Source organism: Bacterioplanes sanyensis (assembly GCF_014652515.1).
Classification (GTDB): domain Bacteria; phylum Pseudomonadota; class Gammaproteobacteria; order Pseudomonadales; family Oceanobacteraceae; genus Bacterioplanes; species Bacterioplanes sanyensis.
Genome location: NZ_BMYY01000001.1, coordinates 62,024 through 80,832 on the forward strand (window position 1 = coordinate 62,024; position 18,809 = coordinate 80,832).

General features: G+C 52.0%; 15 protein-coding genes. 8 read left to right on the forward strand and 7 right to left on the reverse strand.

All coding sequences use genetic code 11. The features are described 5' to 3' along the window. Positions 1 to 15 precede the first annotated feature (15 nt). From pepN to IE090_RS00340, 6 genes are all read left to right on the forward strand, one after another. Positions 16 to 2,643, forward strand: coding sequence for an aminopeptidase N (gene pepN, locus IE090_RS00315; protein WP_189386355.1), 2,628 nt, complete (start codon positions 16 to 18; stop codon positions 2,641 to 2,643). Between the two features lie 163 nt (positions 2,644 to 2,806). Next, complete coding sequence (locus IE090_RS00320; RefSeq protein ID WP_189386356.1) at positions 2,807 to 4,174, forward strand: DUF1329 domain-containing protein; 1,368 nt, start codon at positions 2,807 to 2,809, stop codon at positions 4,172 to 4,174. A gap of 184 nt (positions 4,175 to 4,358) precedes the next feature. Then, positions 4,359 to 5,642 carry a WD40/YVTN/BNR-like repeat-containing protein gene (locus IE090_RS00325; protein WP_189386357.1) on the forward strand — a complete coding sequence of 428 codons (1,284 nt, stop codon included), beginning with the start codon at positions 4,359 to 4,361 and terminating at the stop codon, positions 5,640 to 5,642. A gap of 6 nt (positions 5,643 to 5,648) precedes the next feature. Next, complete coding sequence (locus tag IE090_RS00330; protein WP_189386358.1) at positions 5,649 to 8,132, forward strand: efflux RND transporter permease subunit; 2,484 nt, start codon at positions 5,649 to 5,651, stop codon at positions 8,130 to 8,132. A 133-nt stretch (positions 8,133 to 8,265) separates the two neighbouring features. Continuing rightward, positions 8,266 to 9,087, forward strand: a complete 822-nt coding sequence (locus tag IE090_RS00335; RefSeq protein WP_189386359.1) for a hypothetical protein — start codon at positions 8,266 to 8,268, stop codon at positions 9,085 to 9,087. Continuing rightward, positions 9,084 to 10,106, forward strand: coding sequence for an AraC family transcriptional regulator (locus IE090_RS00340; RefSeq protein ID WP_189386360.1), 1,023 nt, complete (start codon positions 9,084 to 9,086; stop codon positions 10,104 to 10,106). The genes IE090_RS00335 and IE090_RS00340 overlap by 4 nt, the downstream gene beginning before the upstream one ends. Positions 10,107 to 10,314: 208 nt before the next feature. Here the strand turns inward: IE090_RS00340 and IE090_RS00345 are convergent, their stop codons facing one another. The 5 genes from IE090_RS00345 to IE090_RS00365 all read right to left on the reverse strand — a co-directional run bounded on the left by IE090_RS00345 (position 10,315) and on the right by IE090_RS00365 (position 13,964). Beyond that, positions 10,315 to 10,584, reverse strand: coding sequence for a Txe/YoeB family addiction module toxin (locus IE090_RS00345; protein ID WP_189386361.1), 270 nt, complete (start codon positions 10,582 to 10,584; stop codon positions 10,315 to 10,317). Then, the gene (locus IE090_RS00350) at positions 10,577 to 10,831 is read right to left on the reverse strand and encodes a type II toxin-antitoxin system Phd/YefM family antitoxin (protein WP_189386362.1); all 255 of its coding nucleotides are present in this window, start codon (positions 10,829 to 10,831) and stop codon (positions 10,577 to 10,579) included. The genes IE090_RS00345 and IE090_RS00350 overlap by 8 nt, the downstream gene beginning before the upstream one ends. A 1,053-nt stretch (positions 10,832 to 11,884) precedes the next feature. Continuing rightward, a complete protein-coding gene (locus IE090_RS00355) occupies positions 11,885 to 12,463 on the reverse strand; it encodes a hypothetical protein (RefSeq protein WP_189386363.1) in 579 nt (192 codons plus the stop codon). Positions 12,464 to 12,577: 114 nt separating this feature from the next. Then, on the reverse strand, positions 12,578 to 12,970 hold the full coding sequence (locus IE090_RS00360) for a hypothetical protein (protein WP_189386364.1): 393 nt from the start codon (positions 12,968 to 12,970) through the stop codon (positions 12,578 to 12,580). 127 nt (positions 12,971 to 13,097) lie between these two features. Then, the gene (locus IE090_RS00365; protein ID WP_229815276.1) at positions 13,098 to 13,964 is read right to left on the reverse strand and encodes a hypothetical protein; all 867 of its coding nucleotides are present in this window, start codon (positions 13,962 to 13,964) and stop codon (positions 13,098 to 13,100) included. A gap of 1,077 nt (positions 13,965 to 15,041) precedes the next feature. Here IE090_RS00365 and IE090_RS00370 point away from each other — a divergent pair. Next, positions 15,042 to 16,190 (forward strand): serine hydrolase domain-containing protein, encoded by a 1,149-nt coding sequence (locus IE090_RS00370; protein ID WP_229815278.1) that lies wholly within the window; start codon positions 15,042 to 15,044, stop codon positions 16,188 to 16,190. Positions 16,191 to 16,519: 329 nt separating this feature from the next. On the opposite strand, the gene IE090_RS00375 is transcribed toward IE090_RS00370, so the two are convergent. Further along, positions 16,520 to 16,867: a hypothetical protein gene (locus IE090_RS00375; protein WP_189386365.1), complete on the reverse strand. Its 348-nt coding sequence runs from the start codon at positions 16,865 to 16,867 to the stop codon at positions 16,520 to 16,522. Further along, positions 16,843 to 17,715, reverse strand: coding sequence for a DMT family transporter (locus IE090_RS00380; protein WP_229815281.1), 873 nt, complete (start codon positions 17,713 to 17,715; stop codon positions 16,843 to 16,845). Before IE090_RS00380 ends, IE090_RS00375 begins: the two co-directional genes overlap by 25 nt. A 195-nt stretch (positions 17,716 to 17,910) precedes the next feature. Here IE090_RS00380 and IE090_RS00385 point away from each other — a divergent pair, with 195 nt between their 5' ends. Continuing rightward, positions 17,911 to 18,801, forward strand: a complete 891-nt coding sequence (locus IE090_RS00385) for a helix-turn-helix domain-containing protein (protein ID WP_189386367.1) — start codon at positions 17,911 to 17,913, stop codon at positions 18,799 to 18,801. Positions 18,802 to 18,809 lie beyond the last annotated feature (8 nt).

Consider the following 18,809-nt stretch of genomic DNA (forward strand, 5'->3'; position numbering starts at 1 on the left):
AATAGGAGAGTGAGCATGCGAGATGCACAACCGGTCACTAAGTACCTGCGCGACTACAGCGCGCCAGCGTACTGGATCGAACATACCGAACTGACGGTCGAATTATTTGACGACTACACCGACGTTACCGCGGTGCTGGACTTACGCCGCAACGATGAGGTGGCAGGTGATGGCAGCTTGACCTTAGATGGCCAAGAGCTGGAACTGTTAGCCGTGCAGCTGGACGGTCAGGCACTGAGCGAAGGCCAATACCAGTTGGGTGAAGAAACGCTGACGGTCAATGGCTTGGGTGAGAGTCACAAGCTAAGCGTGCGTAACCGCATTTACCCACACAAAAACACCGCCTTGGAAGGCTTGTATCGCAGCGGCGGTATGTACTGTACCCAGTGTGAGGCAGAAGGCTTCCGCCGCATTACCTACTACCTGGACCGCCCTGATGTGATGTCCGTCTTTACTACCCACGTGGTGGCTGCCGACGGTCAATGGCCGGTAATGCTGTCGAACGGCAACAAGACCGCCGATGAGGTGCTGGAAGATGGCCGTCGCCGCGTTAGCTGGCACGACCCATTCCCAAAACCTTGCTACCTGTTTGCCTTGGTGGCAGGCGATTTGCGCGTATTAGAAGACACCTTCACCACCATGAGCGGTCGTGAAGTGGCGCTGCAAATTTTTGTTGAGCCGCAAAACATCGATAAAACCGAATACGCCATGGATGCCCTGAAGCGCTCCATGCGTTGGGACGAAGAAGTGTACGGCCGCGAATACGATCTGGATGTGTTTATGATCGTCGCGGTGGATGACTTCAACATGGGCGCGATGGAGAACAAAGGTCTTAACATCTTTAACTCCTCTTGCGTCTTGGCCAACCCGGCCACCGCCACCGACAGCACTTACCAGCGCATTGAAGCCATTGTGGCGCACGAGTATTTCCACAACTGGTCGGGCAACCGCGTTACCTGCCGTGATTGGTTCCAGTTGAGCCTGAAAGAAGGCTTTACCGTATTCCGCGACGCCGGTTTTTCCTCCGATATGAATTCAGCCACGGTCAAGCGCATTGAAGACGTGCGCATGTTGCGCACCGTGCAGTTCGCCGAAGACGGCGGCCCGATGGCGCACCCAGTGCAGCCTGATTCCTTTATTGAAATCTCCAACTTCTACACCGTCACCATTTATGAAAAAGGTGCCGAAGTGGTGGGCATGCTGCACCGCTTGTTGGGCGAGGACGGTTTCCGCAAAGGCTCGGATCTGTACTTTGAGCGTCACGATGGCCAAGCGGTGACCATTCATGAGTTTGTCGCGGCGATGGAAGATGCCAATGGCATCGACTTGAGCCAGTTTAAGCTGTGGTACAAGCAAGCCGGCACGCCGGTGGTGGAAGCCCGCAGTGAGTATGACGCCAGTGCGCAAACTCTGACGCTTACCCTGCGTCAGCACACGCCAGATACCCCAGGGCAAAGCGATAAAAAACCGCTGTGGATTCCGATTGCACTGGGCTTGATCGACAGCCAAGGCAACGACATGCCAGTGCAAGTTGAGCCAGCCTCGGCTTGGACAGACAGCAGCCAGGTATTGCACCTGCGTGATGCTGAGCAAACGTTTGTCTTCCACGGCGTGAGTGAGGAGCCGCAATTGTCACTGCTGCGCCATTTCAGCGCGCCGGTGAAGTTGCACCATGAGCAAAGCGCTGAGCAGTTATTGTTCTTGCTGCAACACGACAGCGACGGCTTTAACCGCTGGGATACTGGCCAAAAGCTGATGCTGCAATGGATTGAACAGGCGCGAGTGGGCGAGTTTGCCTTGAGCGAGGCCGAGCAACAGGCATTGATCACCTTGCTGCAAGACGACAGCTTGGACAAAGCCATGCTCAGCTACTTGCTGACTTTGCCGTCGGAATCTTACGTTGCCGAGTTCAGTGCTGAGGTGGACCCAGTCGGTATCCATAACGCGCGTGAACAGGTGCGTTCGGCCATGGCCAATACCCTCAAGCCCTACTTGGCAGAGCGCTATCAGCAACTGCAGTCGCAGCAGGCTTACCAGCCAGAGCCACAGCAAATGGCACAGCGCTCACTGAAGAGCCTGGTGCTGAGCTATTGGGCACACGTCAGTGCCGATGGCGTAGCGGCAGCGCAACAGCAGCTGCGTGACGCAGACAACATGACCGACCAAATGGCGGCGCTGGTGGTGCTGGCTAACGGTGAAGATCAGGCGTTGGCGGATGAAGCTTTAGCCAGCTTCTATCAGCAATGGCAGCACGATTCCTTGGTGATCAACCAATGGCTGTCGGTGCAGGCTGGCTCTTCTAAGCGTGCCAGTGTGGCCGCTATTCAGCAGCTGCAACAGCACGAAGCCTTCGACTGGCGTAACCCCAACAAGGTGCGCTCGGTATTGGGGGCCTTTGCTAACCAAGCGCTGGTGTCCTTCCACCAAGCCGATGGTAGTGGCTATGCCTTGCTGGCCGATGCGGTGATCAAGCTCAATGGCCTTAACCCGCAAATGGCCTCTCGCCTGCTGACGCCACTGACGCGCTGGAAGCGCTTGGTGCCGGAGCTTGGCGCGACCATGAAAGCTGAGTTAGAGCGCATTCAGGCTGAGCCTGAGTTGTCGAAAGACGTGTACGAAGTGGTGAGCAAAAGCCTGAGCTAAGCTCACCTGTTACCCGGCTGCCCGTGTTGGGTAGCCGGCGTTACTTGGTCAGAGCATTCGTTCTGGCCGTCTCACAAGAGCATTGCCGTTTGAGCAATAACCCAACTTTCTTTATGCTGCGAAGGTTCTTGAACCCGCCTGAGCGGATGTAAGAGGTCGCATAATGAAAAAAAATAATTGGATCGCGGCCGGCGCCTTAGCGTTGGTTGTTCTTGCCTCACCGAGCTGGGCTGCCGTCTCGGTTAAGGAAGCAGACCGGCTAAAAGGAGAGTTAATGCCATTGGGCGGCGAGCGCGCTGGCAATGGCAAAGACATTCCGCCCTGGCGTGGTGGCTTAACCTTGCCGCCGTTGGAATACCAAGAGCCAGGTCAACATCATGTCGACCCCTATCCGCAAGATCGGCCGCTGTTTGAAATAACCGCCGCCAATATGGAGCAATACGCCGACCACCTCACCGAGGGGCAGCAGGCGATGTTTCGTAAATATCCAGATACCTTTCGTATGCCGATCTACAAAACTCGCCGCACCGCTGCTGCGCCTGAGTGGGTATACGAAAACACCTATAAAAATGCCATTCGCGCCGAGTTAGGCGGTGATGGCAACGCTTTGTTATACGCCTATGGCGGCATTCCATTTCCCATTGCCAAAACCGGCTTGGAAGCGATTTGGAACCACGTCACCCGCTGGCGCGGTATTTATTTGACCCGCCGTGCCTCCGAATTAGCAGTGCACAAAGACGGTGATTATTCCTTGGTAACCGTGCAGCAAGAGGTGGAATTCAACTACTATCGCCGCGATCGCACCATCGAAGACCTCGATAACGTATTGTTCTACTACTTGTCGTTTACCAAAGCGCCGGCGCGCTTGGCGGGTGGTGCTGTATTGGTGCACGAAACCTTGAATCAGGTGGACGAGCCACGCCAGGCTTGGGGCTACAACGCTGGCCAGCGGCGTGTGCGCCGGGCGCCCAACTTGGCTTACGATACGCCCATTGCCGCGGCTGATGGCCTGCGCTACGCCGACGATACTGATATGTTTAACGGCGCGCCGGATCGCTACGATTGGAAGTTGGTCGGCAAGCGCGAAATTTATATTCCCTATAATAATTATCGTCTTAGCGCCAAAGACGTTAGCTACGACGATTTAATTCAGCCCGGCCATTTAAATCCGGATTACACCCGCTATGAAAAACACCGCGTCTGGGTGGTGGAAGCCACGCTTAAAGAAGGGCGCCGCCATGTGTATCAGCGCCGGGTGTTCTACCTCGATGAAGATACTTGGGGCATTGCGGTCGCCGATCAATACGATGCCGCCGGCGAGTTATGGCGGGTTAGCATGGCCTACATCAAAACCTATTACGAGCTGCCCGTGACTTGGACCACCATGGACGTGTTCCACGATTTAAAAGCTGGGCGTTACCATTTGCAGGGACTGGATAACGAAGAACAAGGCACCATCGACTACAGCCAAGAACCACCGGGTGAACGCTACTTTACCCCCGCAGAACTACGTAGGCGTGGACGTCGATAATGGCCTCGCGATGGCCGTTTTGGTCGTTGCCTAGAGGTGGAAAGGGTCACGGCTAAAGCCCGTTGTGACGGGCTTTGTCGGCCTATTGATCACTTACACTCTGTAACATTAGGTGGTTAGGCAAGCCTTTCGGCTTAGGCTATGCTAGCCGCCTTCCGACATTAGTATAATAACGGAGCTCTTTATGTTTTCTGACTTGGTTCAGCGTGATCGCTGCGGCCGATATTTGGGTGGCCGTCACCACGGTGGCCGTCATCACGGTGGCCGTCACCACGGTGGCAAAAGCCGCTCGGCAGCAAAGTCGAGGTCATGGTCACAGCTGATGATCAGCCTGGCCATCTGTCTGTTGCTAGCGCCTCTAGCGCAAGCCACTTGGCAGGATCCTCTGAATACCCCGGCAATGCCGACGCAACTGGCTCATAAAGAGTTGTTGTTGGACGTGGTGCGAGCTGACCAGCGCTTGGTGGCGGTGGGCGCTCATGGCCACGTTATTTACTCTGATGATAACGGTCGCAGCTGGCAGCAAGGTCAGGTGCCGGTCAAGGTAACGCTGACGGCGGTACATTTTTCATCCGGCAAATATGGCTGGGCGGTGGGTCATGACGGTGTGATTTTGCACACCGACGATGGCGGCGCCAACTGGATTAAACAGTTTGAAGGGTTCCGTGCCAACGATGCCATTGTTGCCGCGGCGCGTGAGCTTAAAACCAAGCGTGAAGCTGCCCTGGCGCAAGCCGAGGCCAGCGGTGATGACGTTGCCATTGAAGAAGCAGAAATTCAGCTCGAAAACGCCACCTTCGCCTTAGAAGACGCCCTTTACGACCAGGAAACCGGCTCCACCAAACCCTTCCTCGACGTTTGGTTTTACGATGCTCGTCGTGGTTTTGCCGTGGGTGCTTATGGCATGGCGTTTTACACCGCCGACGGCGGCCAAACTTGGAGCGACATCTCCGCCCGTATTCCTAACCCAGGACGCATGCATTTAAACGCCATCGTGCCTGTTGGCGGCATGGCCCTGACGGTGGTCGGTGAGGCTGGCACGCTGGTGCGCTCAGACGATTTGGGCGCTAACTGGCGCGCCATGTTGGCACCTTACGAAGGCTCATTATTTGGTTTGGTCAGCAAAGACGATCAGCAATGGCTGTTTGGATTGCGTGGCCATGTGTTTCATTCCACCGATGCTGGCATCAGTTGGCGTGAGCTAAGCACCGGCAGTGAGCAAACCCTGCTCGGTGGCGTGAGCAGCGCAGACCGCACAGTGCTGGTCGGTAACGGTGGCTCGGTGGTGATGCTGGCGCACCGAGGTGAAAAAATCCGCTCCATTATTATTGAAGGTCGTAAGGCCTATGCCGGCGTTGCGCAAACCAGCGAAGGTGGTTTTGTGCTGGTGGGCGAGAACGGTGTGAAGCGTTTGTCGGCCAGCGGAGAGCTGTTGGACACCAGTATCAGCATGGCGGCGGGAGAGTAACGATCCATGAGTGAACAAAAACATTATTTCGACAGCGAGCCAGAGCACTACATTCTGTCGCCCGACACCGAGCCCATGCTTGAGCGGTTTCTATTTGGTAACCGCCCCGTTGTGCTGGTGTTGTTGGCCTTGTTAACAGCGTTGTTTGCCTATGGCCTGACCAAGGTCAAGCTCGACTCCAGCATCGAAAAATACATTCCGCTCAATCATGAATACATCCAGAATTATCTGGTGCACAAAGATGACATGAAAAGCGGGGTGGCCAACGTCAAAATCGCGGTCGAGGCCGTGAATGGTGATATTTTCACCAAAGACTATATGGAAACTTTGAGCAAAATTAACGACGAGGTGTTTTTTATCCCCGGCGTTGATCGCTCTGGTATGCAGTCTTTGTGGACGCCCAACACCCGCTGGACCGAAGTGACCGAACAAGGTTTCCAAGGTGGCCCAGTCATTCCCAGCACCTACGATGGCTCAGAGCAAAGCTTGGAGCAGGTGCGCCAAAATGTATTGAAATCCGGCCAAGTGGGGCGCTTGGTATCGAATGACTTTAAGTCGTCGATCATTGATGTGCCGCTGGTTGAATACGACCCTGAAACCGGTGAAAAACTCAGCTATCAGCAGTTTTCGCACGATTTAGAGCAAAAAATTCGCAGCCAGTTTGGCGGCGATGACTACCGCATCTACATCACAGGCACGCCGAAAAAACTCGGCGATTTGCTCGATGGTGCCGGCCAAATTGCGTTCTTTTTCTTAGCGGCCATGATCGCCACAGCGGTGCTGTTGTATTTGTATTCGCGCTGCCCTAAGGGCACAGTGGTGCCGATTATCGCCTCGCTGATTGCCGTTGTTTGGCAGTTGGGTGCTTTAGCACTGCTGGGCTTTAGCATTGACCTGTATTCGGTGTTGGTGCCCTTTTTGGTGTTTGCCATCGGCATCAGCCATGGTGTGCAAATCATTAATGGCATTGCCATTGAAAGCGGTAAAGGTGCCAACCGTGAGCAAGCTGCGCGCCAGGCCTTCCGTGGTTTGTACGTGCCAGGCATGTTGGCATTGATGTCCGATGCCATCGGCTTTTTAACGCTGCTGTTTATCGATATTGGCGTGATTCAGGAGCTGGCGATTTCGGCGTCGGTGGGTGTGGCGATGATTATTGTCACCAACCTGGTACTGTTGCCGATTGTGATGTCTTATCTGGGCATTAGCCGCTCGGGCGTGCGTCATGCAGAAAAAACCGAGCGTGCAGACCCTGTGCTGTGGCGCTTTGTTTCCCAATTTGCCAACCGCAAAGTAGCACCTGTGCCCATTGTTATTGCTGCGGTGATGGCGGTCATTGGTTTTCAGGTCAGCCAAGATTTAAAAATCGGCGACTTAGACAAAGGCGCACCAGAGTTGCGTGCGGACTCGCGCTATAACCTCGATAACGACTTTATGGTGTCGAATTATTCGACCAGCTCAGACGTGCTGGTGGTGATGGTGGAAACACCGCTGGAGCAGTGCAACGATTACAAAGTCATGGACGCCATCGACCGCTTTATGTGGCATATGGAAAACGTGCCGGGTGTGCAGTCGACGGTGTCGTTGGTGTCGGTGTCCAAGCTGGTCACCAAAGCCATGAACGAGGGCAATTTAAATTGGTCGGCGCTGTCGCGTAACCAGACCATTTTAAACACCTCGATCCAACGTGCGCCCAGTGGCTTAATTAATCCAGATTGCTCAATGGCGCCGGTAATTATTTACCTCAATGATCACAAAGCAGAAACGCTGGAAACGGCGGTTGCTGCCGTTGAAGAGTTTAAAGCCCAATACGATGATCACGTGGAGCAAAAATACTTTGAAATGCGCATTCCGCAAATCGAAGAAGCCATTGCCAACGGCGAGATCGATTCTGTGCCTGTGCGCTTTCAGCTAGCCTCTGGTAATGCCGGCATCGAAGCAGCCACCAACCAAGTCATTGCCGAAGCGCAGCATACCATGTTGATTTTTGTGTATGTGGTGGTGTTTGTATTGTGCTTTATTACCTTCCGCTCATTTACCGCGGTGGCTTGTATCATTATTCCACTGGCGCTGACGTCGGTATTGTCGCAAGCCTTGATGACTTATTTAGGCATTGGCGTGAAAGTAGCAACATTGCCGGTGATTGCACTGGGCGTGGGCATAGGTGTCGACTACGGCATTTATATTTATAACCGTCTGGAAGTGATGATTATTGCCGGCAAAAACATGCAGGAAGCCTTCTTAGAAACGCTAAAATCCACCGGCAAGGCCGTGAGCTTTACCGGTATTACTTTGGCGTTGGGTGTGGGCACCTGGATGCTGTCGCCCATTAAGTTCCAAGCGGACATGGGTATCTTGCTGACCTTTATGTTCCTGTGGAACATGCTGGGCGCTTTGGTGCTGTTGCCTGCCTTGGCCACCTTCTTGTTGCGGCCAGAGCGTATGCGAGCCCGCCATCGTGCTCGCCACGGTGACGTGCCGCCGGCGGGTTAAACTTGCCATGCGTGAGAAAAAAGCCGCTGCAAACCCAGCGGCTTTTTTTTGCTGCATTGACTGCCACGGCTATTCGTCGACAATATCAGCAAATGAAATGGCATGGCGCAGGCGTGCCAAATAGGAGCTGTGTATGACATCCCCTCTGGGCTTAAAGCCCGACCTTCCCGTTGTTGATCTGACCTCTGAAGCCTTCGACCTGTTATGGCAAAAGCGGCAGCAAGTGCTGCGCATGTTTTTGCCCATTATTGTGGTGTTGGCGGCGGTGGATTGGCTGTCACAGTATCTTTACCCGCCGGTAGAGGAAAATGGCGAGGTGTTATTTCAACCAGCACAGATGCTATTTGTGATTGCATCGCTGCTATTGAGTATTCTTATGGCAACGGCCTGTCACCGCTTTACTTTATTGCCGAAAGAACAATGGGAAGCCAATGCGTTACATGGCTTTCGCCGCGATGAATGGCGCTATTTATTGCGCTCGATCGTAATCGGTTTATTGGTTGCGGTGTCTGCCGTCTTGGTGATGGTAATTGGCTTGTCAATACTGGGTGAGCAAGGCTTGGTACCAGTGGCGGTTGTGACTGTAATGCTGGCGCTGTATGTATTATCGCGCTTGGCCATTACCTTGCCAGCATTGGCATTGGGCCAGCACAGCCCGTTAAAGGACGCTTGGCAATTAAGCCGTGGCAATGGCTCGCGCTTGGTTATAGTGGTGTTTTTAATTCCCATGTTAATGGGGTCGCCGTTTTTTATTTTGCTAGCGCTGCAGGCTGAGGTTGGTCTGCTGGCCTATTTAGCCAGCTTTGGTGTGTATATCACCAGCTTGATTTCATTGGTGATGCTGTCACTGGCCTATCAATTTTTATGTGATCTTAAAGGTGTTGAAGCCGTGCAGGATGCGTCTTCCGCTCAAGAGCAGAAAGCGGATGACGACGATAAGCATTTTGACGCATGAAACTCGGTGATATTTCGGTTGCTTACGTTGAGTTAATGGTGCGTGCTGCTGAGCAGCTGGGCACCGATCCGCAGCCACTTTTGCAACAATACCAACTCGACGCGGTGCGCCTAGCATCGCCGGATGCGCGCATTAGTATTCCGCGCTTTATGCGCTTAGGTCATGCTTTGATCGAAGCCAGTCAGGCGCCGCAGCTTGGCTTGGTCATGGGCAAGCTGACCTGTGCATCGCATTTGGGGTTGGCGGGCCTGTTGGCGCTCAGTGCGGCGGATGTGCGAACGGCGTGCCGCTGTTTAACCGAATACGAATTATTGGCCAGCTTTAACTCGCGTGGACGCTCGCAGTTTTTGCTGGAACAAGGCCAAGGCATTGCCCATTTTTATTCGATTAGCCCCTACAACAGTTACAACCTGTTTGTGGTCGATTCTGTTTTAGCAGGTTGGGTCAGCATGTTGCGCTGGTTAACCGGACGCGATGACGTAATCGCCCGAGTTGAAGTTGAATTTGAGCGGCCTAGCTATGGCGAACTTTATCGTGAATTTTTTCCTTGCGATGCTGTGTTTGGAGCAGAGCGCAATGCTGTGGTGTTGCATGATTGGGCATTGGATTTACCCTCGTTGCATCGCTGTGCTTCGACGTTTCAAGGGTTAAAGCAATTGGCTGACCGTGAATTACAGCGTGTGCGCTTGGGTTTGAGTTTTCGCGAACAGGTAGAGCGAGCCATTGGCCCCTTGCTGAATGGTCAAACACCAACGTTAGAATCGGTGGCCCAGCGTTTGAATATGGCGCCTTGGACGGTTCGGCGACGACTCAGCGTCGAAGACGTTAATTTTCAACAAGTGCTTAATGAGACACGCTGCAAGTTAGCAGAAAGCTATGTGCGTGATACCAGTTTGACGCTGGGCGAAATTGCCTATTTGCTGGGCTTTGGCTCGGCGGCCGCGTTTCAGCGTGCATTTAAGCGTTGGACAGGCACAGCACCGGGGCGCTATCGCGAGCAGTCGCAAGCGGGGAGCTGATCGTTGTTTTAGTGCGTAGCGGTCTATGCCCTCATTGAGGTTATCCCTCACGCCGGGCGGGCGAGTGAGCGCAGCCATTAACGACTCATGCGACCTGCTAAGGCGCGGAAAACTTAGACGCAAGACCGCGCTTAGAGCAGGGGTGGGTAGAGCAGGAATGGGGGCAGGGATGGGTGTCTCGTTTGTGTTCCAGATCATTGAACCTGTTTTAGTAGTGGTAACGACATGAGATTATCGTTATCGCTTGATCATCGACTGCGTAAACAAGCCTATTAGTGTCATCAATACGACGAGACCAAAAACCAGATAAGCTCTCTTTTAACGGCTCTGGTTTACCGATGCCCTCAAATGGAGAGCACTTAACATCATTGATGAGTTTGTTGATGCGCTTAAGTGTTTTATTGTCTTGAGTTTGCCAATACAGGTAGTCATCCCAAGCGTCATCAGTCCACGACAGTAAACGTTGACTACTACTCATCAATTAACTCTCGTGCTGTTGTTTTACCAGCGCGGTACTGTGTTATCGAACGGTGTAGGTGTTCAGCATTTTGAGGAGAGCGTAGTAAGTGAACGGTCTCCATAAGACTGTTGTAGTAGTCTAAAGACATAACCACAGCATCTTCAGAATCACGGCGTGTAATAACCGTTGTATCAGCGTCATTGACTACACCGTCCAAAACAGCTTTAAGACCATTTCTAGCTTCAGTAAATGATACGATTTTCATAAGAACCTCCACATGTACATTTAATGGAACAAGTATAGTCTTCACTCATATAGTTGTACAGTAAATTGAACATGCGGGCGTATGTGTTGAATACCAGCCGCTGGCAGGGCGCAGTGCCGGAGTGGATCGCCAGTGGGCGGTTTGAGGGGGAGGTGTTTTTAGTGTGACTGTGCGGCTGGGCTGGGTGTTTGGCTTGTTGCCGCGGAAAACCTAGACGCAAGACCGCGCTTAGAGCAGGGGGGGCTCGTTTGTGTTTAGATGCCCAGCTTGTTGTTAGCTGGGGTCAGAGCTTAAGCTCTGACCCCGTATTTGCTTTTTCCGCCAAGCCCTATGCCCTCCTTGAGGTTATCCCTCACGCCGGGCGGGCGAACGACTGAAAGCGTTCATCGAGGCAGTTTCTGCCAGGCGAAAAGTAATAAAAAAAGCGCAGCTTACTTGCAGTAAGTGAGCATTTTTTTGAATTTTTCAACGCAGCAGAAACAACGTAGATAGCTTTCAGCCTGCTTTGCGCTGCGCAGGCCGTAATTCCTGAGTTGCCAATGTTGTGATCGCCGCAACGCCAACAGCCTGCATCCCGGCAGGATGTTGGCTGGTGCTGCCGTCCGGGCAGCCCCTGCGGGCACAGCCATTGCCCACTCAGGCGGCCTGCTAAGGCGTGGAAAACCTAGACGCAAGACCGCGCTTAGAGCAGGGGGGCTCGTTTGTGTTTAGATGCCCAGCTTGTTGTTAGCTGGGGTCAGAGCTTAAGCTCTGACCCCGTATTTGCTTTTTCCGCCAAGCCCTATGCCCTCCTTGAGGGATCTTATCCCTCACGCCGGGCAGGCGAGCTCCCTGCTTTGCGCTGCGCAGGCCGTAATTCCTGAATTGCCAATGCTGTGGTCGCCGCAACGCCAACAGCCTGCATCCCGGCAGGATGTTGGCTGGTGCTGCCGTCCGGGCAGCCCCTGCGGGCACAGCCATTGCCAACTCAGGCGGCCTGCTAAGGCGCGGAAGACCTAGGCGCAACACCACGCTTAGAGCAGAGAGAGCAGGTGGGGCTCGTTTGCTTATTTATTATGTACGATTTGCATGAATCCATGTTTTCTTGCGTTTAGATACTCGCTGAATTTTATTTTCCTTGATTAAATTATTCAGCGCCCTTGTAAAGACTGGTTTGGACTGTTTGATCTTTTTGCGAACAGACTCTGTAGTTTGCTCGGTCTTGAAATGCTCAAATATCCTTTGCTCAAGGCTTTGTAAAGATTTTTCGGATTCAATAACTTGTGTTTTTGGGTGTGTTTGGGCCTGTGATTTAGGTTCCAGTGCGATTCGATGCTTTATTTTGTGGAGTTTGCACTGAAATGTAAAAGCTGTAACCAGTGAACTATCTTGAGAATAGAGTACAAACTGACAAATATCTCGCTGCTGCTCTGTGAGAGATGCAATCATTCCTACCAAATTACCAATAATGTAAAAATCTGCCTGATTAGAACCTTTGGGATAGCTTGAGATATAAAGAAATAACTTCCTCTCGCAGACTTCCTTTACTGCATCATTTTTTGAGAAAACAAGAACTTTGTCGGAGATAGATGCGCTTATAGCTTCTACTTCCTTGAGGCCAATATTCTCTGCATCTACAAATATAAATCTCAAACACTGCTCCTTTATGTTTTAAGAATGTAACGCCTGCCATAAGCGGCCGAAAAAACCGCCAGGTTTTTGAGGTCCAGCCGTCCGCACTGCGGACGGCGATGCTTGATGGCCTTGTTAGGTTCCGTTAGCACGAAGATACCCGTAAGCAACGGTAGAAAGAAGCGCCAGCACAAATGCGTAGATTGCGCCCCTTTGGCAGCGATGGATAATTCTCATTTGTAGGCCAAGTCGGTGCCCGCGGAAAGTCCAAGGCACCTTATAGCCCGGCTCATCCTTCACACGTAATAGGTGGTGTATATTCTCAGCTGTGTACTGCTTCAGCTGAGCTAGGGCAACCGGCCTGAACAATGCAATAACGCAGAGGACAACACTAAGTATGGTGAATGACCAGCCAGCAGTGTAAGCATCCAGCACCAATTTTGCGCGCTGAGAGCCAGGTGGTAGCGCTACTAAAAACGCGATCATTGCTAATGTAACCGTCAACAGAGTTCCGATCCAAGCGTTCATACCCTTTTCTTGGGCATCGATTGATTCGAATAGCGGATTCATCTCAGGAACCTAACGCTTGCAGCATGCGCGCCCGCGGAATGGAGCCGCAGGCGCAATGTAGTGGGTGTCGCCGTGCCTGCATTTGTTATCTACCGACCTTACTTCCTAATGCTGAAATGGCCTTTTTGGCATCGTCTAACTTTTGCTGTTTCCGTTTTGCTTCGAGCTTCTCGTCAAGAACAAGCTCAATCCCAACTTTCACTATAGGGAAGGCATCTAGGCATTCTGATTCGCCCAGCTCGTGTATTCCCTTGCTCAATATTGCATACATGGTTCGGTTTTCGACCAAAAACTTTGGAAGGAGCTCTTCAAGCATCTTTATTCTTTCGTTCATTTTGGCGCTCTGAAACGCGCCTTCGTCCCAAGACTCAAGTTGTTGAGCTTGCGAATGTGCCTCTTCGATTAGAGATTCGAAGATTCTTCTTAAATAAACAAAAGAACCAATCCCGACTCCGTGCGCCGCAAGCCCGATTGCTTTAGTGAACTCCCCATAATAATTTCCACTGAGGGTTTTCGAATACTTTTTTATATCGTAGACGTTGAGAGTTGCAACGGAAGGCGTTTGGCCGATTTTCTGGAGTGTCGTTCCATTCGCAAGAAAGATGAAAGTGAGCTTGTGACTAGTATCTCGAGTGCATGCTACGTGGACAAAGAAAATTCCTACGTTCACCCATTTTTCGTTTCCGTAGCTGATATGCCTTCCATTGGGCCAATAACGCCTGAAAATGCTGTGCGCATTACAGCCCGGGCAATAAGAATCAAAGGTCCCATCGTAATATTTGACCTCCCATCCTTTATCAAGATCCGGATCTTCGTATTCGACTTTTTCATACAAAGGGAAATCGATAAAAAACTGTTCCGGTGTTGGGTATTTCCTATCCTCTGCCAAGATATTCCCCTTTATAGATAACAGTTTAATAGTGTGCGTGCCTGTTTTTCCAGCTAGAGCCATTCGAGCTATCTCTGTCAACCTATTGATTTACAACTGGATATCTGGATTTTTTTCATACTCCCTCCTGGAAAAACGTGCTTGCCTACTATCTACCCCTTCAGCTACTGGCCTCGCAGCTCGGGCATTTAGATTCCAATTTGTTGATATTATTGATGTTAAGCTATCATTGGGCAACTCTACTGGCAAGGCTGTTAGGCGACAGAATGTGTCGGCTGTTTAGGTGTAGCACTGTCGTGACCGTCGCTCTAATTTTTAAACTCGCTCTCGCGCCTAGGTTTTCCGCGCCTTAGCAGGCCGCCTGAGTTGGCAATGGCTGTGCCCGCAGGGGCTGCCCGGACGGCAGCACCAGCCAACATCCTGCCGGGATGCAGGCTGTTGGCGTTGCGGCGACCACAGCATTGGCAATTCAGGAATCACGGCCTGTGCAGCGCAAAGCAGGGAGCTCGCCCGCCCGGCGTGAGGGATAAGATCCCTCAAGGAGGGCATAGGGTGTGGCGGAACTAAATACGAATCGGTAAAAAGCTACCGTAACCATTCAAGGCACCACAGCCTTGGCAACGAGGGAAATAGGGTCTGCACAGTGCAAAGCAGGCTGAAAGCTATCTGCGTGGTTTCTGCTGCGTTGAAAAGTTCAAAAAAATGCTCACTTACTGCAAGTAAGCTGCGCTTGTCGAGGGCGCCCCCCGATCACTTTTCGCCTGGAAGAAGCTGCTTCGATGTACGTCTTTCAGACGCTCGCCCGCCCGGCGTGAGGGATAAGATCCCTCAAGGAGGACATCGGGGGGGGGGATGTTAAAAAGAGACTTTGAGTGGATGTTCTGCTAGTCCTAGCTTTCAGTTGGCTTGCCTGTATCCCTACAGGGTGGTAGCTTAAATGACTGATAAATCAGTGAGTGAGCTTTTAAACGCAAGAACTGTGAGGCATGGATATCAGGTTGGTGCGTTTTTCCAAGAGGAAGTTTGACGGAAAAGAAGCCTTCAATCACAAACCAATGGCTTGGAAGGCAGGTCTTCAATGGCTCTAGCTGGAAAATAGGTGCTAGCACTATTGGGCTACGAATTAACTAAGGAATATCTGTGTATAAATTAAGCTTTTTTCTACTAGTATTTACGCTCATAGGTTGCACTAGCAAACCTGAGAGCCGTAATGTACAGCCTCTTATGGAGCATGCAGAGAGCCAGGTTTTATTTGAATTAAGCGATGAGCTAGAAAAAGAGCACAATGCAGGTACTTTTGATGGCTTGGTTTTGGTCACTCAAAGCGATAGTGTAATATATAAAAGTGCCTATGGTTATAGAAATATAAAGTCTTCGATTAAAAATGGTAGAAATACAGTTTCAGACATAGGTTCCATTGCAAAAACATTTACTGCAGCAGCTGTGATTAAACTTTCTCAGGAGAAAAAACTAGGCCTCTCTGATTCAATTGGTCTTTACTACCCCAATGCGCCTGATGAGGTAAAGGCTATTACAATTAGCCAGATTTTAACGCATTCTAGTGGCCTGGATAACTTTCATAACGATTCTGATTTTGAATTTATGAGTAAGGTGCAAGCGGAGGCCAGAATACTGAGTATGCCCATGATTGCAAAGCCAGGAGAGAAGGTTGCTTATTCTAATGCGGCTTATACTCTTTTGGCCGCGATTGTTGAGAAAGTAAGTGATCAACCATTTCAAGAGTATATACGCCGTAATTTTCTAGAGCCGTTGAACTTAAATAGAACTGGTTTTTATCAAGACCCTAATATACCTTTGCAAAGTGTCGCTCGTGGATACGGCGGAGAAGAGCAGGGCGGTACAACCTTTGAAAGAGAGCTAACCTGGGCACTCATTGGTGCTGGAGGTATGGTGTCATCAATTGATGATCTAGCTACTTGGTTCGCGGCGCTCAGGTCTGGATCCATTTTTCCTTCTGATTCTCCAAATTTAGCTTTAAGTGAAGGAAATGAGCGGTGGATGTTAGGAAGCCTTGCTGTACGAAAAATAAGTGGTGAGTCTGTCATCCAGATGGGCGGAAGTACAGACTATGGTTATACGGCTCTGATCCAGTTTATTCCAGAAAGGGATCTTGAAATTGTTCTGCTATTGAATAGTTACGGCAGCAAATATGGGTCGGCAACACACCACTATTTAAGTAGAAAACACATTTTGCCAATATTACTTAGCGCAAAAAAACAGTTATCTAACGAGTCAATTCAGCCCACCCCTAACGCGTCGGTTGATTGAAGAGTACAAGCCAGACCCTCCTTCAAGTTAACCATTCTAAATAGCTAAGCTCACGGTCTGGCGTTTAGGTTCTCCGTGCCTTAGCAGGCCGCCTGAGTTGGCAATGGCTGTGCACGCAGGGGCTGCCCGGATGGCAGCACCAGCCAACATCCTGCCGGGATGCAGGCTGTTGGCGTTGCGGCGACTACAGCATTGTTAACGAAGGAAGAACGGCCTGCGCAGCGCAAAGCAGGGAGTTCGCCTGCCCGGCATGAGGGATAAGATCCCTCAAGGAGGGCATAGGGTGTGGCGGAACTAAATACGAATCGGTAAAAAACTACCGTAACCATTCAAGGCACCACAGCCTTGGAGCATTGCGGCGACCACAGCATTGGCAACTCAGGAATCACGGCCTGCGCAGCGCAAAGCAGGCTGAAAGCTATCTGCGTTGTTTCTGCTGCGTTGAAAAATTCAAAAAAATGCTCACTTACTGCAAGTAAGCTGCGCTTGTCGAGGGCGCCCCCGCTCACTTTTCGCCCAGCAGAAACTGCCTCGATGGACGTTTTCAGTTGCCCGCCCAGCGTAAGTGATAACCTCAGGAGGTCATGGGATTTAGCGGAAACAGCGGATACGGGGTCAGAGCTTAAGCTCTGACCCCAGCTAATTATCAAAACTAACGGCTTGCGGCGGTTCGCCATGTTGGCCAGCGGGCAAAAATAATGACATTGCCCATCACCACCAGAGCAAAACCCAGCGCGGCCAAAGGCGTCCATTGATAGCCTTCGTACAGGGTCGATACGGTCAGGGCAACGGCGGGGAACATTACCGTGGCGTAGGCAGCGCGGTCTGCACCAATGCGCCCAACCAGCATTAAATATGCGGTAAAGCCGATGACGGTGCCGGGAATGGCGAGGTACAGCAGTGCGCCGATGTACGCCGGCTCGCTGCTAACGGTTAACGGCACACCTTGCACGGCAATGATCAGTGCCATTAAGCCAACGCCATAAAACATGCTCCAAGCGTTGGTCGTCGGTGGCCTTAAGCCACGGCGTTGGTGGCGCACAGAAATCATGTTGCCACTGGAAAACAAATAGGTGCCCATGGCGCCCAAGCCGATGCCAAGTAAGGCGTGTTGATCAAAACCGTCGCCGGTCACCTCCGGCCAGAACAGGGTGGCGATGCCGGTCAGGCCGATGGTGGCGCCGGCCAGTGTTTTGATGCTGGGGTTAAGGCCAAACCATAAGCGGCTATTAACGACGTTCATCACTGTGGCCATGGAAAAAATCACCGACATCAAACCGCTGCTGATGTAGCTGGTGGCGTTATAAATACAGAAAAAGTTAAGGCTAAACAGGCAGGCGCCCTGCAGCAGGCAAAAGCCGTGATCACGGGCGGTCATCGGTTGCAGTCGGCGCAACAGCAGCAGTACGGCAAACAGCACCACGGCGGCCAGGCTGAAGCGATACAAAATCGAGGCCTGAACCGCCACCTCGCCCAGCTGCAGCTTGATGGCGATCCAGGTGGTTCCCCAAATGATGACAGTCATCACATACAATCCGGCGTTCACAGGTTACGGCTCCTTCTGTGGTGGGCACAGGGTATGATGACGGTTTGGGCGCAGCTTTTCTTGCATAAAGGTGCGGCTTTGTCAGATTCTTGCGCAATGGCTTTGCTGTGCAAAAAGATTGCTGCCATCAGTCGCTGGTATTAGCATGTTTGGCTGGTATATGAGGGTGAGCGGGTGGCTACGACTTCTTCTGAAATACAGGTGTTTGACTGCTTAGCGCAGACTCAAGCCCAGCTGCAACAGCAGGTCAGCCTGGGGAACGGCACCAAGGCCGCTATTTGGCAGCGTCAGGAAAGCGAGTTAACCCGCTACCAACGCCCCGGGCACCACACCCTCAGTTGCTATTTGACTGGCGGGCAGGGCATACGGCGTTTGTACGCTCAGCGCAGCCAAAGCGGTGGTGGGCCAGGGCGCATATGTCTGATGCCGAGTGAGCATGACTCTAACTGGGAAGTGAATGGCCCTATTCAGTTTTTGCACTTGTATTTCTCCGATACCCAGCTGAGAGCGCTGGCGGAGAAAATACAAGACAAAGACATGGGCTCGCTGGCGCTGCAGGATCTGACCTTTATCGAAGACCGCTGGATCAGCCAATTGTGTCAGCAGCTGATCATGCCGCTGAATTGGCGCGACAATGCCGATCAACTGGCGCTTGCCAGTGCCAGCGATATGTTGATGGTGCATTTGTTGAAGCACTATTGCCATGGCCATCGGCAGATGCAGTGGGAGGCTAGCCAAGGCGGGCTGGCGCCTTATGCGTTGCGCCGCATTCTCGACTACATCGACAGCTACCTAGAGCAGCCGTTAACCCTAGCCGAGCTGGCCGGGCAAATACAATTGAGCGAATATCACTTCGCCCGCCAGTTTAAGGTCAGTATGGGCACGCCGCCGCACCAATACGTGATGGCGCAGCGTTTACAGCGGGCGGCACAGCTGTTGCGGCAAACCGAATGGTCGCTGGCTGAGGTCGCACTGGCGTGTGGGTTTTCCAGTCAAAGCCATTTCAGCCAACGCTTTAAAGCCTACTTTTCCGTGTCGCCACTGGCGTATCGCAAGGCACACTGAGACGTTGG